14 protein-coding genes are annotated in these 14,307 nt (G+C 74.5%); 11 read left to right on the forward strand and 3 right to left on the reverse strand.

The genetic code is table 11. The features are described from left to right. Positions 1–130 precede the first annotated feature (130 nt). From ACYVOF_RS03170 to ACYVOF_RS03195, 6 genes are all read left to right on the forward strand, one after another. Positions 131–1,276, forward strand: coding sequence for a cysteine protease StiP family protein (locus tag ACYVOF_RS03170; RefSeq protein ID WP_460864105.1), 1,146 nt, complete (start codon positions 131–133; stop codon positions 1,274–1,276). Beyond that, positions 1,273–2,073 (forward strand): HAD family hydrolase, encoded by an 801-nt coding sequence (locus tag ACYVOF_RS03175; protein ID WP_460864047.1) that lies wholly within the window; start codon positions 1,273–1,275, stop codon positions 2,071–2,073. The genes ACYVOF_RS03170 and ACYVOF_RS03175 overlap by 4 nt, the downstream gene beginning before the upstream one ends. A gap of 28 nt (positions 2,074–2,101) precedes the next feature. Continuing rightward, positions 2,102–2,341 (forward strand): hypothetical protein, encoded by a 240-nt coding sequence (locus ACYVOF_RS03180; protein ID WP_460864048.1) that lies wholly within the window; start codon positions 2,102–2,104, stop codon positions 2,339–2,341. A 3-nt stretch (positions 2,342–2,344) separates the two neighbouring features. Beyond that, positions 2,345–2,701, forward strand: a complete 357-nt coding sequence (locus ACYVOF_RS03185) for a type II toxin-antitoxin system PemK/MazF family toxin (RefSeq protein WP_460864049.1) — start codon at positions 2,345–2,347, stop codon at positions 2,699–2,701. Between the two features lie 165 nt (positions 2,702–2,866). Continuing rightward, on the forward strand, positions 2,867–3,976 hold the full coding sequence (locus tag ACYVOF_RS03190) for a DUF475 domain-containing protein (protein WP_460864106.1): 1,110 nt from the start codon (positions 2,867–2,869) through the stop codon (positions 3,974–3,976). A gap of 50 nt (positions 3,977–4,026) precedes the next feature. Next, positions 4,027–5,574: an acetolactate synthase large subunit gene (locus ACYVOF_RS03195; RefSeq protein WP_460864050.1), complete on the forward strand. Its 1,548-nt coding sequence runs from the start codon at positions 4,027–4,029 to the stop codon at positions 5,572–5,574. 223 nt (positions 5,575–5,797) lie between these two features. Here the strand turns inward: ACYVOF_RS03195 and ACYVOF_RS03200 are convergent, their stop codons facing one another. Both ACYVOF_RS03200 and ACYVOF_RS03205 read right to left on the reverse strand, forming a co-directional pair. Then, positions 5,798–8,074 (reverse strand): MFS transporter, encoded by a 2,277-nt coding sequence (locus ACYVOF_RS03200; protein ID WP_460864051.1) that lies wholly within the window; start codon positions 8,072–8,074, stop codon positions 5,798–5,800. Beyond that, the gene (locus tag ACYVOF_RS03205) at positions 8,074–8,556 is read right to left on the reverse strand and encodes a MarR family winged helix-turn-helix transcriptional regulator (protein ID WP_460864052.1); all 483 of its coding nucleotides are present in this window, start codon (positions 8,554–8,556) and stop codon (positions 8,074–8,076) included. The genes ACYVOF_RS03200 and ACYVOF_RS03205 overlap by 1 nt, the downstream gene beginning before the upstream one ends. A gap of 178 nt (positions 8,557–8,734) precedes the next feature. Here ACYVOF_RS03205 and ACYVOF_RS03210 point away from each other — a divergent pair, with 178 nt between their 5' ends. From ACYVOF_RS03210 to ACYVOF_RS03220, 3 genes are all read left to right on the forward strand, one after another. Next, on the forward strand, positions 8,735–10,288 hold the full coding sequence (locus ACYVOF_RS03210) for a succinic semialdehyde dehydrogenase (protein WP_460864053.1): 1,554 nt from the start codon (positions 8,735–8,737) through the stop codon (positions 10,286–10,288). A 99-nt stretch (positions 10,289–10,387) separates the two neighbouring features. Further along, positions 10,388–11,047, forward strand: coding sequence for an SDR family oxidoreductase (locus tag ACYVOF_RS03215; protein ID WP_460864054.1), 660 nt, complete (start codon positions 10,388–10,390; stop codon positions 11,045–11,047). 40 nt (positions 11,048–11,087) lie between these two features. Continuing rightward, a complete protein-coding gene (locus ACYVOF_RS03220; protein WP_460864055.1) occupies positions 11,088–11,555 on the forward strand; it encodes an SRPBCC family protein in 468 nt (155 codons plus the stop codon). 36 nt (positions 11,556–11,591) lie between these two features. Here the strand turns inward: ACYVOF_RS03220 and ACYVOF_RS03225 are convergent, their stop codons facing one another. Beyond that, positions 11,592–12,152 (reverse strand): copper resistance CopC family protein, encoded by a 561-nt coding sequence (locus ACYVOF_RS03225; RefSeq protein WP_460864056.1) that lies wholly within the window; start codon positions 12,150–12,152, stop codon positions 11,592–11,594. Between the two features lie 221 nt (positions 12,153–12,373). Between ACYVOF_RS03225 and ACYVOF_RS03230 the strand changes: the two genes are divergently transcribed. Together ACYVOF_RS03230 and ACYVOF_RS03235 are read left to right on the forward strand one after the other, a co-directional pair. Beyond that, the gene (locus ACYVOF_RS03230; RefSeq protein ID WP_460864057.1) at positions 12,374–13,024 is read left to right on the forward strand and encodes an ABC transporter permease; all 651 of its coding nucleotides are present in this window, start codon (positions 12,374–12,376) and stop codon (positions 13,022–13,024) included. Then, complete coding sequence (locus tag ACYVOF_RS03235) at positions 13,017–14,240, forward strand: ABC transporter ATP-binding protein (RefSeq protein ID WP_460864058.1); 1,224 nt, start codon at positions 13,017–13,019, stop codon at positions 14,238–14,240. The genes ACYVOF_RS03230 and ACYVOF_RS03235 overlap by 8 nt, the downstream gene beginning before the upstream one ends. Positions 14,241–14,307 lie beyond the last annotated feature (67 nt).

The following is a 14,307-nucleotide window of genomic DNA, read 5'->3' on the forward strand; positions in this document are numbered from 1 at the left end:
TCGCGGGGCTGGCGGGCCCCAGGACCGCGCGAAGTGGGCGAATCGCGGGTTGGCCGGCCCCGGGACCGCGCGATGTGGGCGGATCGCGGGTGGACGCGCCCATCACGGCAGGATGGGGCCGGTGACCCCGCTGCCGGACCCCCTGCGCGGGCCCGCGTTCGGCTCCTACGCCCCCGACGAGGTGGGCTGGCTGCTCACCGACCTCTCCCACGTCGCCCTCGAGGCCCCCACCGAGGAGCGGGAGGAGGCCGTCCAGTCCGGCGGCGCGCACTACGCGGAGTCGCTCCCGGTCGAGTACCAGCCCGACCCGGCCTACCTGGCGCTCTTCCACGAGGCCCTCGACGCCTCGGCCGGCCGGCTGGCGCGGGCCGTCGGCCTCGTCGCCGAGCTGCTGCTCGCCGAGCGCGGCCCGGACGTGGTGCTCGCCAGCCTCGCCCGCGCCGGCACCCCCGTCGGCATCCTCGTCCGCCGCTGGGCGCAGCAGGTGCACGGCCTCGACTGGCCGCACCTGGCCGTCTCCATCGTCCGCGGCCGCGGCATCGACCCCGTCGCGCTGGCCTGGCTCGCCGCCCACCACGACCCGGCGCGCGTCGTCTTCGTCGACGGGTGGACCGGCAAGGGCGCCATCACCCGCGAGCTCACCGCCGCGCTCACCGCGCACGAGCAGCACTTCAGCGACGAGGTCGCCGTCCTGGCCGACCCGGGGCACTGCGTGCGCACCTTCGGCACCCGCGAGGACTACCTCATCGCCTCGGCGTGCCTGAACTCCACCGTCTCCGGCCTGGTCTCGCGGACCGTGCTCAACCGCGCGCTCACCGGGCCCGAGCAGTTCCACGGCGCGAAGTTCTACGCCGAGCTCGCCGCGTCGGACGTGTCCGCCGTCTTCCTCGACGCCGTCAGCGCCCGGTTCGCGGCCGTGCACGAGCAGGTGCTCGCCGAGCTGCCCGCGCTGCGCGACGGCGACCGGGCACCGACGTGGTCCGGGTGGGACGCGGTGAGCGCCATCAGCGAGTCCTACGGCATCGGCGCGGAGAACCTGGTCAAGCCCGGGGTGGGGGAGACGACCCGGGTGCTGCTGCGCCGGGTGCCCTGGCGGGTGCTGGTGGACCCGGCGCGCCGGGCCGAGCTGGACCACGTGCTGCTGCTGGCCGAGCAGCGCGGCGTCCCCGTCGAGGAGGTCCCCGGGCTGGCCTACTCCTGCGTCGGGCTCATCCACCCCCGGTTCACCCGCGGCGCGACCGGACCCGACGGCACCCGGCTGGCCGGGCCGGCGTGAGCACGCTCGTCTGCTCCGACCTCGACCGCACGCTGATCTACTCCGCGGCCGCGCTCGGGCTGACCGTGCCGGACGCCGACGCGCCCCGGCTGCTGTGCGTCGAGGTGTACCGGGGCGCCCCGCTGAGCTTCGTCACCGAGGCCGCGGCGGTGGGCATCGTCGCGCTGGCCGGCGAGGCAACGCTCGTCCCCACCACCACGCGCACCCCGGAGCAGCTCGCCCGCGTGCACCTGCCCGGCCCGCCGGCCCGGTACGCGATCGCGGCCAACGGGGGCCGGCTGCTCGTCGACGGCCGGGTCGACGAGGACTGGTCGAGAGCCGTGGCCGCGACCCTCGTCGGGACGGCGGCCGTGGCCGAGGTCCACGAGCACCTCGCCCGCCCCCAGCCGTTCCTGCGCACCGTCCGCACCGCGTCGGACCTGTTCGCCTACGCCGTCGTCGACCGCGACGAGGTGCCGCCCGCCTGGGTCGAGGAGCTCACCGGGTGGTGCCGGGATCGGGGCTGGGGGGTCAGCGTGCAGGGCCGCAAGGTCTACGCCGTGCCCGACGGGCTGACCAAGTCCGCCGCCGCCGCCGAGGTCGCCCGCCGCGCCGGCACCACCCGGCTGCTGGCGGCGGGGGACTCCCTGCTCGACGCCGACCTGCTGCTCGCCGCCGACGCGGCCGTCCGCCCGGCCCACGGCGAGCTCCACGACGCCGGCTTCGCCGCCCCGCACGTCGCGGTCACCACCTCGGCGGGGGTGGCCGCCGGCGTGGACGTCGTCCGCTGGTTCCGCGCCCACCTCGACCCCCGCTGACCGGTCCCCACCTCGGTATACTCGAGGTATGACCAGCACGACCATCAAGGTCGACGTCGCGACCCGGGACCGGCTCAAGGTCCAGGCCGCCGCGGCGCACCTGACGCTCGGCCAGCACCTCGCCCGGCTGGCCGACGCCGCGGACCGCGCCGACCGGCTCGAGGCCCTGCGCGCCGCGGTCGCGGCCACCCCGGCGACGGCCCGGGAGAGCTGGGCGGACGAGGCGCAGGCGTGGGAGTCCGCCGAGCTGGCTGACGGCGGCCGCTGAGCCGTGGCCGGGGAGCCCACCGTGGTGCCCGGCTCGGTGGTGTGGGTGGACCTCGACCCGGTCCAGGGCCGGGAGCAGTCCGGCCGGCGACCGGCGGTCGTGGTGTCGGCGGCGGGCTACCTCGACGTCGTCACCACCCTCGTGGTGTGCGTCCCCGTCACCACCGTCGACCGCGGGTGGCCGAACCACGTGCGGCTCGACGGCCCGACCGGGCTCGACCGGCCGAGCTGGGCGATGACCGAGCAGGTGCGGACGCTGTCACGGCGGCGGGTGGTGGGACGGGCGGGGGTGGTCGACGACGCCACCCTGGCGGCGGTGCGCACCTGGCTCGCGGACTTCCTCGACCTCGACCCCCGCTGACCGGGGGCACCTAGCGGGCTTCCCGCCCCCGCAGGCGGCCTCGGGGGGCGAAAAGCGTGCTTCCTGCCGGGTCGGGGCGGGCGTGGGAGAGGATGGGCCCCGCCGGTGGCGCCCCGAGGCGCCGCGCGACCCCCGGCCGCTGACCGCTCGGAGGACCGTCCCGTGGTGCACTTCAAGATCTTCGGCGTCTCGCTCGTCGTGACGGTGGTGGCGCTGCTCGGCGCGCTGCTGCTCGGCGGGCCCGCCGCGCTCGCGATCGTCGCGATCCTCATCGTGCTCGAGATCTCGCTGAGCTTCGACAACGCCGTCGTCAACGCCACGATCCTCAAGCGGATGAACGAGTTCTGGCAGCGGATCTTCCTCACCGTCGGCGTGCTCATCGCCGTGTTCGGGATGCGGCTGCTGTTCCCGCTCGTGCTGGTGTCCATCACCGCCAAGATCAACCCCGTCGAGGTGGTGCGCCTGGCCATCGACGGTGGCCCCGTCGAGGAGCCCGGCACCTACGCCAACCTGCTCACCGACGCCCACCCCGCCATCGCCGGCTTCGGCGGGCTGTTCCTGGGGATGCTGTTCCTCGACTGGCTGTTCGAGGAGAAGGAGATCACCTGGCTGAGCTGGCTGGAGAAGCCGCTGCAGCGCATCGGCTCGCTCGACCAGCTCTCCGTCGTCGTCGCCGGGGTCGCCCTCGTGGTCGCCGCCCTCACCCTCGCCCCGGACGGCAAGGTCTCCACCGTCATGGTCTCCGGGATCCTCGGCATGGTGACCTACCTGCTGGTCAACGGCCTGGGCTCGCTGTTCGAGGAGAGCTCGGCCGGCGAGGGTGACGCGGACGACGACGCGGCCCCGGCCGCCGCGGGGGGCTCGGGCGGGAGCGTCGGCGCCGCCGCCGGCAAGGCCGCGTTCTTCCTGTTCCTCTACCTCGAGGTGCTCGACGCGTCGTTCTCCTTCGACGGCGTCGTGGGCGCGTTCGCCATCAGCCAGGACATCTTCATCATCGCCGTCGGCCTCGGCGTGGGCGCCTTCTGGATCCGCTCGCTGACGGTCTACCTGGTCCGCCAGGGCACCCTCGACGACTACGTCTACCTCGAGGCGGGCGCCCACTGGGCCATCGGGGCGCTGGCCGTCCTGCTGCTCGTCACCATCGAGTACGAGGTGCCCGAGGTCGTCACCGGCCTCATCGGGGTCGGCTTCATCGGCGCGGCGTTCCTCAACTCCGTGGTCCGCAACCGGCGCATCGAGGCGCGCACCGGGGAGAAGCCCCACGTCGACGCCTGACGGGGCAGGGTGAGCGCTGCCCCGCCCCGCCACCCCGCAGGAGGTCCTCCGTGCTCGGAGCCCGCGCCCTCGTCACCAGCCTCGTCGACGCGGGGGTGGACGTCTGCTTCATGAACCCCGGCACCTCCGAGATGCACGTGGTGGCCGCGCTCGACGACGTCCCCGAGCTGCGCAGCGTGCTCACCGTGTTCGAGGGCGTGGCCACCGGCGCCGCCGACGGGTACGCCCGGGTCGCCGGGCGGCCCGCCGCGGTGCTGCTGCACCTCGGTCCCGGGCAGGGCAACGGGCTGGCCAACCTGCACAACGCCCGGCGCGCGCACTCCCCGCTGGTGCTCGTCGTCGGCGCGCACGCCCGGGACCACACGCTGCTCGACGCGCCGCTGCAGTCCGACATCGAGGCCGTGGCCCGCACCGTCTCGGGCTGGGTGCGCACCACCGGGCACCCCCGCGACGTCGGCCGGGACACCGTCGAGGCGGTGCAGGCCGCGAGCACCGGGGCGGGCCAGGTCGCCACCCTGGTGCTGCCCGCCGACGTGTCCTGGCTCGACGGGGCCGAGCCCGCCCCGCCGCGCACCCCGTACCCGCGCGACGTCGTCACCCCGGACGTGGTGGCCGCCGTCGCCGAGCGCCTGGGCCCGACGACCACGCTGCTGCTCGGCGGCGGGGCCCTGACCGAGGCGGGGCTGGCCGCGGCGTCGCGGGTGGCGGCCGCCACCGGCACCCGGCTGGTGGCGGAGACGTTCCCGACGCGGGTCGCCCAGGGCGCCGGCGTCGCGAGCCTTCCCCGGCTGGGCTACCTGGCCGAGCAGGCCGTGCCGCAGCTCGAGGGCAGCACGACGATGGTGCTGGCCGGGGCACGCTGGCCCGTCACCTTCTTCGCCTACCCCGGCCGCCCGTCGGACCTCGTGCCCGAGGGCTGCGCGGTGCACCGGCTGGTCGACGTCAGCCAGGACGCGGAGGCCGCCGTCGTCGCGCTGGCCGACCTCGTCGCCCCGGGCACCGAGCCCGTGCTCGCCGCGGCGGCCCTGCCCGAGGTGGCCGAGGGCGAGCTGACGGCGTGGTCCACGGTGTGCGCGCTGGCGGGGGCGCTGCCCGAGGGCGCGATCCTGGTCGACGAGGCCATCACCATGTCCGCGCTGCTGCCCCACGCGCTGGCCGGCGCGCCGCGCCACGACGTGCTCACCCTCACCGGCGGGGCCATCGGGCAGGGCATGCCGGTGGCGACCGGGGCCGCGGTGGCGGCGCCCGACCGGCCCGTGGTGAACGTGCAGGCCGACGGCAGCGCGCTGTACACCGTGCAGTCGCTGTGGACGCAGGCCCGCGAGCAGCTCGACGTGACCACCCTGATCCTCAACAACTCCGCCTACGCCATCCTCCGGCTCGAGCTGGGCCGGGTGGGCGGGGGCGAGCCGGGCCCGCGGGCGCTGGAGATGCTCGACCTGCGCCGGCCGGACGTGTCCTTCGTCGACGTGGCCCGCGGCCTTGGGGTGCCCGCGGTGCGGGTGACGACCGGCCCGGAGCTGCTGGCCGAGCTGCGCCGCGCGATCGCGGAGCCCGGGCCCCACCTGGTGGAGGCGGTCGTCCCGCCCCTGGCCTAGGTGGCGCAGGCCCGGTAGGGGGTGGGGCGGGAGGGGGCCGGGGCGCACGGGTCCCGGGCCACCCCTCGTGCTGGCCCGGGACCGCGAGCACCCGACCCGTCCAGCCTGTCTGGTGTGACGGGCCGTCACCATCGGTCAACTGCATGACACGCACCCCGCCGCCGGGGCCCGCGCAGCGCACGAGCCCGGCCCCCGACGGGGGACCGGGCTCGGGCCGGGACGGTCAGCGCGCGGCGTGGCGGGCGTGGTGCCCGGCGGCGGCGCGGACGTCCTCGTGGCCGACGGCCGCGGGGTGCAGCGCCACGTCGAGCTCGGCGTCCGCGCCGCTGCCCACGGTGACGGTCGCCGCGCTGGGCGCCAGACCGGTGGTGACCACGGTGTAGTCGGCGGGCCGCAGGTCCGGGACGCGGTAGCGCCCGTCGGCCCCGGTGACGACGCTGGCCACGACCACGCCGGCCGCGTCGAGCACGGTCACGGTGGCCTCCGGCAGCGCGCGCCCGTCGCCCGCCGAGCGCACGGTGCCCGACACCTCCCCGGTGCCGACGAGCACCACGTCCCGGGTGGTCACCGGGCCCTCGACGACGACGAGCGACGCCGTCGGCGGCAGGTCCGGTGCGGCGCACACCAGCAGGACGGTGCCGCCCTCGGCCGTCGCGAGCCGGAAGGTGCCGTCGTCGTCGCTGCGCGCGAGGTCGAGCTGGTGGCTGGCCAGGTCGGTCAGCGTCAGCACCGCCCCGGCGACGGGGGCACCGTCCGGCCCGGTGACCCGACCGGCGACGACCCCCGGCCCGGCGGTCACCCCGTCGGCCGTGTCGGGGCCGGCGTCGTGCGCCGGGTCGTCGGCGTCGGCGGGGACCGCCGCGGGCGCGCTGCCCTCGTCGGCGCTGCGCTCCGCAGCGGTGTCCTCGTCCGCCTGCTGCAGCGAGTTCGAGGTGCGCAGCGGCACCTCCTTGATGGTCAGCACGGCCAGCAGCACCAGCAGGGCGACGGGGGCGGCGAGCAGGAACACGAACCCGGTGCCGCGGCCGTAGGCGTCGCGGATGATGTCGGCGACAGGAGCGGGGATGGCGGAGAAGTCGGGGATGCCGGTGGCCCCCGCGGACTCGCCACCCGCGACGCCGATCCGGGCCAGGCCCTGCTCGGTGTAGGTGGTGACGCGGTCGCTCAGCGCGGCCCCCAGCGCGGAGACGCCGATCGCCCCACCCAGGGTCCGGAAGAAGACGACCACCGAGCTGGCCGCGCCGAGGTCGGTGACGTCGACGGTGTTCTGCACCGCGAGCACGAGGTTCTGCAGCAGCATGCCGACGCCGATCCCGATGAGGGCCATGTAGACGGCGAGCAGCACGTAGGCGGTGTCCTGGCGGGCCAGGCTCATCAGCGCGACCCCGGCGGTGAGCGAGACCCCGCCGGCGACCATGTAGCGCTTCCACCTCCCGGTGGCGGTGATGACGCGGCCGGAGACGGTGGAGGAGACGAACAGCCCGCCGATGAGCGGCAGCGTCATGATCCCGGACATGGTGGCCGAGACCCCGCGGCTGATCTGGAAGTACTGGGCCAGGAACACGGTGGCGCCGAACAGCGCGATGCCGGTGAGCAGCGAGGCGACCGACGACGCGGAGACGGTCCGGTTGCGGAACAGCCGCAGCGGGATGATCGGCTCCGCGGCCCGGGACTCGGCCACGAGGGTGGCGACGAGCAGGACGACGGCCGCGCCGACCATGACCGCGGTGGTGGTCGAGGCCCAGGCGAAGTTCTTGCCCGCCAGCGACACCCAGATGAGCAGCAGCGACACCGAGCCGGTGAGCAGGGTGGCCCCGGCGTAGTCGATGTGGACCTCGCGCTTGACCGTCGGCAGGTGCAGGGTGCGCTGCAGCACGACCAGGCCGATGACGGCGAAGGGGACGCCGACGTAGAAGCACCAGCGCCAGCCCAGCCAGCTGGTGTCGACGAGCACCCCGCCGATGAGCGGTCCGGAGACCGTGGCCAGGGCGAACACCGCGCCGAGGTAGCCGGCGTAGCGGCCGCGCTCCCGCGGCGAGATCATCGCGGCGAGGATCACCTGGGTCAGCGCGGTGAGCCCGCCGACGCCGACGCCCTGGAAGGCGCGGCAGGTGATGAGCATGGCCGTCGAGGTGGACAGCCCGGCCACGGCGGAGCTGATCACGAAGATCACCAGCGCGAGCTGGACCAGCAGCTTCTTGCTGAACAGGTCGGAGAGCTTGCCCCAGATCGGGGTGGTGACGGTGGTCGTCAGCAGCGTCGCCGTGACGACCCAGGTGTAGGCGGTCTCGCCGCCGTCGAGGTCGCGCAGGATCGTCGGCAGGGCGTTGGAGACGACGGTCGAGCTGAGGATCGCGACGAAGAGGCCGAGCAGCATCCCGGAGAGCGCCTCGAGGATCTGCCGGTGGGTCATGGCGCCCCCGCCGCGCTGGGCGGCGGCGGACTCGGCGGCCCGGTCGGCGCGGCTGAGCCGGGCCGCGGGGGCGGTGGTGCTGGTCATCAGGGACGTCCTCCGGAGCTGGTGGTGGAGCGGGCGAGCTGGTCGAGGCCCTCGGAGAAGGACTCGGACAGCGAGTCGTTGAAGCGGCGCAGCAGGCGGGCCAGGGTGCGGACGTCCTCGTCCTCCCAGTCCGCCAGCCGCTCGGTGAGCAGCGCGCAGCCGGCGGTGCGCAGCCGCGCCAGGGCCTCCGCGCCCGGCCCGGTGACGTGGAGCAGCCGGGAGCGGCCGTCGGCGGGGTCGACCTCGCGGCGCAGCAGCCCCTCGTCGACCAGGGCGCTGACCTGCCTGCTGACCACGGACGCGTCGACGAGCAGGGTGCCGGCGAGGTCGGACAGGCGCAGCGCACCGGCGGCGTCGACGGCGGCGAGCAGGGCGACGTCGGCGACGTGCTCCCGGCCCATCCGCTGCTGGTAGTGGCGGTGCTGGCGCGTGGTGCGGCGCAGCTCCTCGACCACGGCCCCGCAGGACTCCGGTGTGACCACGTCGACCTCCCCAACTAGTTGCTTCCAGCACGCAACATGGAGGGTGCCACGGTTGTTCCCGCCGCGCCCGCCGCCGCGCGCCGGGGTGACGGGGGTCGCAGCCCCGCGCCGGGCGGCCCCGGTTGTTACCCGCGAGTAAGGTGCGCCACGTTCGGCGACGCCTGCCCCAGGAGCCCCCATGCCCGTACCCAGCCCGGCCACGTTCGAGCGCCTCGGCGCCCTGATCTCGATCCCGCGGGACGAGGTGCGGGAGCAGTCGCAGGTCGTCGAGCCGTTCACCGGTGACGTCCTGGCCGAGGTGCCGCTGGGCACCGAGGAGGACGTCAAGCGCGCGGTGGAGAGCGCCCGCGCCGCCCAGGCCGAGTGGACGCGGGTGCCGGTGGCGCAGCGGGCCGCGGTGCTGCAGCGCTACCAGGACCTGGTCCTGGCGAACAAGGATGCGCTCATCGACATGGCCCAGGCCGAGACGGGCAAGTCCCGCCTCGCGGCCATGGAGGAGACGCTCGACGTCGCCATCGTCGCCCGCTACTACGCCAAGAACGGGCCCAAGCTGCTCGAGCCCCGCCGCCGGGCGGGCATCGTGCCCGGGCTCACCCGCACCACGGAGCGCCGCCAGGCCAAGGGCGTCGTCGGCGTCATCGCCCCCTGGAACTACCCGCTGACGCTGGCCGTGACCGACGCGCTGCCCGCGCTGCTCGCCGGGAACGCCGTCGTCATCAAGCCCGACCGCCAGACCCCGCACACCGCGCTGCTCGCCATCGAGCTGCTCGTGCAGGCAGGTCTGCCGAAGGACCTGTTCCAGGTCGTCACCGGCGCGGGGTCGGTCGTCGGCACGGCCATCGTCGACGCCTGCGACTACCTGATGTTCACCGGCTCGACCGCGACCGGGAAGGTGCTGGCCAAGCAGACCGGCGAGCGGCTCATCGGGTTCTCCGCCGAGCTGGGCGGCAAGAACGCGATGATCGTCACCGCCGGCGCGGACCTCAAGAAGGTGGCCGAGGGCGCGGTCAGCGCGTGCTTCGCCAACGCCGGGCAGCTCTGCGTCTCCATCGAGCGGATCTACGTCGAGCGCACGGTCGCCGAGAAGTTCACCCGGCTGCTCGTGGACCGGGTCGAGAAGATCACGCTCGCCGGCGGGTACTCCTTCGGTGCCGAGATGGGCTCGCTGGCCTCCGCCGGCCAGCTCGAGAGCATCACCGCCCAGGTCGACGGCGCGGTGGCCCAGGGGGCGACCGTGCTGACCGGCGGCAAGCACCGTCCCGACCTGGGCCCCTTCTTCTACGAGCCCACCGTGCTCACCGGCGTCACCGACGACATGGCGTGCGGCCGCGGCGAGACCTTCGGCCCCGTCGTCGCCGTCTACGAGGTCGACGACGTCGACGAGGCGATCCGCAAGGCCAACGACACCGAGTACGGCCTCAACGCCAGCGTGTGGGCGGCCACCACCGGCGCGGGCGAGGCCATCGCGGCCCGGCTGCGCGCCGGCACGGTCAACGTCAACGAGGGCTACATCGCCTCCTGGGGCTCGACCGACGCCCCCATGGGCGGCATGGGCACCTCCGGGGTGGGCCGCCGCCACGGCAGCGAGGGCCTGCTGAAGTACACCGAGGCGCAGACCGTGGCCACCCAGCGCCTGATGCCCATCGCGCCGCCCCGCGGCGTCGGCCAGGCCACGTTCGCGAAGGTCATGTTCGCCTCGATCAAGGCCATGCGGGCGCTGCCCGGCCGCTGAGCCGGGCCCGCCCGGTGCGGGAACACCAGCCCCCCGTCGCGACGCTGCACCCGGCAACGGCCCGGGACCGGGCAGGACGGCAACGACAGGAGGCCCGACGTGCGCGTCGTCATCGCAGGTGGACACGGCAAGATCGCCCAGCAGGTCATCAAGGCGCTGGTGCCGCGCGGGGACGTCGGTGTCGGTCTGGTGCGCAACGCCGACCACGTGCACGAGCTCGAGGCCCTCGGCGGCCAGGCCGTCGTCATCGACCTGGAGAGCGCGAGCACCGACGACCTCGCCGCCCACCTCGAAGGTGCCGACGCCGTGGTGTTCGCGGCCGGGGCGGGGCCCGACAGCGGCCCCGAGCGCAAGGACTCCGTCGACCGCGCCGGCTCGGTCCTGCTGGCCGACGCCGCCGAGCAGGCCGGGGTGCGCCGCTTCGTGCAGATCAGCTCGTTCGGTGCGGGCGAGGAGATCCCCGAGGGCACCAGCGAGTCCTTCGTCGTCTACCTGCAGGCCAAGACGGCCGCCGAGGACGACCTCAAGGCCCGCGACGGCCTCGACTGGACGATCCTGCGGCCCGGCGGGCTGACCGACGACGACGGCACCGGCATGGTCGCGCTGTCGACCCCGCCGCTGGAGCGCGGCACCGTGCCCCGCGAGGACGTCGCCGCCGTCGTCGTGGCGCTGCTGGACACCCCCGGCACCGCCGGGACGGTCGTCATGCTGACCGAGGGCGCCACCCCCGTGGTCGACGCCGTCGCCGCGCTGGGCTGACCGGCCCCGGCCCGGGCCGCCCGTGGGCTAGCGTCCGGGCATGGACGAGGTCACCGTGCACGTCGAGGCCACCCCTCAGCAGGTCTGGGAGGTGGTCTCCGACGTCACCGGGTACGGCGAGCTCAGCCCGGAGTGCACCGGGGGCCGCTGGACGCGCGGCGCGAGCGGACCCGCGGTGGGCGCGACGTTCCTGGGCACCAACCGGCACGGCCCGGTGCGGTGGAGCACCCATTGCACGGTCGTCGCGGCCGAGCCCGGCGAGCACTTCTCCTTCCGGGTCACCGAGTCGTCGATGCGCTGGGGCTACCGGCTCGCCCCCGGGGCCGACGGCGGGACCGACGTCACGGAGTACCGCCTCAAGCTGGTGCCCAGCCCCTGGTACACCCGGCTGATCTCGGCCAGCGGCGCGCTCGGCCGCAACCGGGAGGACAGCATGCGCGAGGGGATGCGCCGCAGCCTCGCCGCGCTCGCCCGCACCGTGGAGCGCCGGGCGGCGTCCGTCTCCTGAGCCCGGACCTGCTGAGCCCCGGAGCCCCCGGACCCGTCAGGCCCCGGAGCGCGCGGTGCCGCGCAGCACCAGCACCGCGCCGCCGGCCAGGACGACCACGGCGACGGCGACGAAGGGCCACACCGGCAGGCTGCTCCCCCCCGACGGCGCGTCCGACCCGGCGGCGGCCGCCGCGGCGGGCTGCCCGCCACCGTCCTGCGTCGTCGTGAACGACACCGTGCCCGAGACCGGGTGCCCGTCGGCCGAGGTCACCCGGTAGGCGACGGTGTACGTCCCGGCGGGGCCGAGCTCACCGACGTCGACGCCGAGCTCGCGCCCGCGGACCACGGGCTCGGAGCGCGCCCACCGGCTGCCGTCGGGCCCCGAGACGGTCATCGCCGCGAAGCTGGGCGAGACCCCATCGTCGAAGGTCAGCGTCACCCGCTGCGGGGCGATCGCGACCGTGGCGCCGTCGGCCGGGTCGGACCCGGTCAGCGCGGCGTGCGCGGACGCCGAGGGCGCCAGCAGGAGCAGCAGCGTCACCGTGACGGAGAACACGGCGGCCAGCCGGGCCGCGGACGGGGTGGGGCGGCGGGGGGAAGGGGGTCGGACCTGCACGGATCCAGGTTACGGGTGATCTCCGCCGACCCTTCCCGGGACCGCCTCGCAACGTAACGGTGGGATCACAACCCTCCGTTGCAGTTGCCTGGACCGGCCTCCGCTCCTCACTGTTGTGCTCTAGTTCACCCACGCCGCAGGCCCTCCGGGGGACACGCGCGCCCTCCTGGGACGCCCGTGACGGAGGGCCTGGACGCACGAGAGGAACGACAGGTGGTCCGTTGAACAACCTCATCGACTTCATCAGCACTCGGTACAAGCAGCTGTCCATCGACTCCTACCTGCACGTGAGCGCCGCGGTCCAGTCGGTGATCATCGCGACCGTCGTCGCCGTGCTGATCGGGATCGCGGTCTACCGCAGCCCGGTCGGGTCCGCCGTCGCGACCGCCCTGGCCAGCACGATCCTGACCATCCCGTCGTTCGCGCTGCTGGGCCTCCTCGTCATCGGCTTCGGCCTCGGCGTGGTGCCCACCATCATCGCGCTGGTGCTCTACGCGCTGCTGCCCATCATGCGGAACACCATCGTCGGGCTCGCGTCGGTCGACCCGGCCATCACCGACGCCGCCAAGGGCATCGGCATGAGCCGGTTCGCCGTGCTCACCAAGGTGGAGATCCGGCTCGCCTGGCCGGCCATCCTCGCCGGCATGCGCGTCAGCACCCAGCTGGTGATGGGCATCCTCGCCATCGCCGCCTACGTCAAGGGCCCCGGCCTGGGGAACCTCATCTTCACCGGTCTGGCCAGCCTCGGGACGCCCACCGCGGTGCCCCAGGCGCTGACCGCCACCCTGCTCATCGTCATCCTCGCCCTGGTCCTCGACGGCATCTTCGTCGGGATCGGCCGACTCACCACCTCAAGGGGAATCCGTGACTGACACCACCGTGCAGGACCTCGCCTCGACGTCGAAGGGCGTCGCGGGCGCGGAGATCGTGCTCGACAACGTCGTCAAGAGCTACCCGGGCCAGAAGGAGCCGGCGGTCAAGAACGTCTCCATGACGATCCCCGCCGGGGAGATCGTGGTGCTGGTCGGCCCGTCGGGCTGCGGCAAGACGACCACCATGCGCATGATCAACCGCCTCATCGAGCCCACCTCGGGCACGATCACCATCGGCGGCACCGACGCGCTCAAGCTCAACGCCGACGAGCTGCGCCGCGGCATCGGCTACTCGATCCAGCAGGCCGGGCTCTTCCCGCACATGACGATCGAGCAGAACGTCGGCATGGTCCCCAGCCTCATCGGCTGGGACAAGAAGCGGACCCGCGACCGCGTCGAGGAGATGCTCGACGTCGTCGGCCTCGACCCCAAGCAGTACATGTCGCGCTTCCCCCGCCAGCTCTCCGGCGGGCAGCAGCAGCGCGTCGGGGTGGCCCGGGCGCTGGCCGCGGACCCGCCGGTGCTGCTCATGGACGAGCCCTTCGGCGCCGTCGACCCCATCACCCGCGGCCTGCTGCAGGACGAGCTGCTGCGGCTGCAGACCGAGCTGAAGAAGACGATCGTCTTCGTCACCCACGACTTCGGCGAGGCCGTGAAGCTCGGCGACCGGATCGCGGTGCTGGGCAACCAGTCGACGATCCTGCAGTACGACACCCCCGAGGCGATCCTGGCCAACCCGGCCGACGACACCGTGGCCGGCTTCGTCGGCGCCGGGGCCTCGCTCAAGCAGCTGACCCTGATGCGGGTGCGCGACGTCGAGCTCGAGCAGGTCTCCACGGCCCGCATCGACGACGACCCGACCGTGCTGCGCGAGAAGGTCGGCACCCGCAAGGGCTCCTGGGGCCTGGTGCTCGACGAGCGCGACCGCCCCTACGCCTGGGTCGGCCCGCACCACCTGGGCACGGCGTCGAGCTTCCGCGGCCTGGGTGACCGGGTCGGGGAGACCGTCTCCACCCAGTCGACGCTGCAGGACGCGCTGGAGGCGCTGCTGGCCGAGTCCAGCGGCTCCACCGTCGTCACCGGCGGCCGCGGGGAGTACGTCGGCATGGTCAACATCGACACGCTGATCGGCACCATCCGCTCGCTGCGCGCCCAGCACGAGGACGACCACGACGACGAGTCCGCCGGCGCCCACTCGACCGGGGCCCGGGCGTGACCGCCGCCGTCGAGACCCGCAAGGACGTCGAGGACGAGGACCAGTCCAAGTCCTTCGTCGAGGGCGA

It is taken from the genome of Rhodococcus aerolatus, assembly GCF_054783215.1.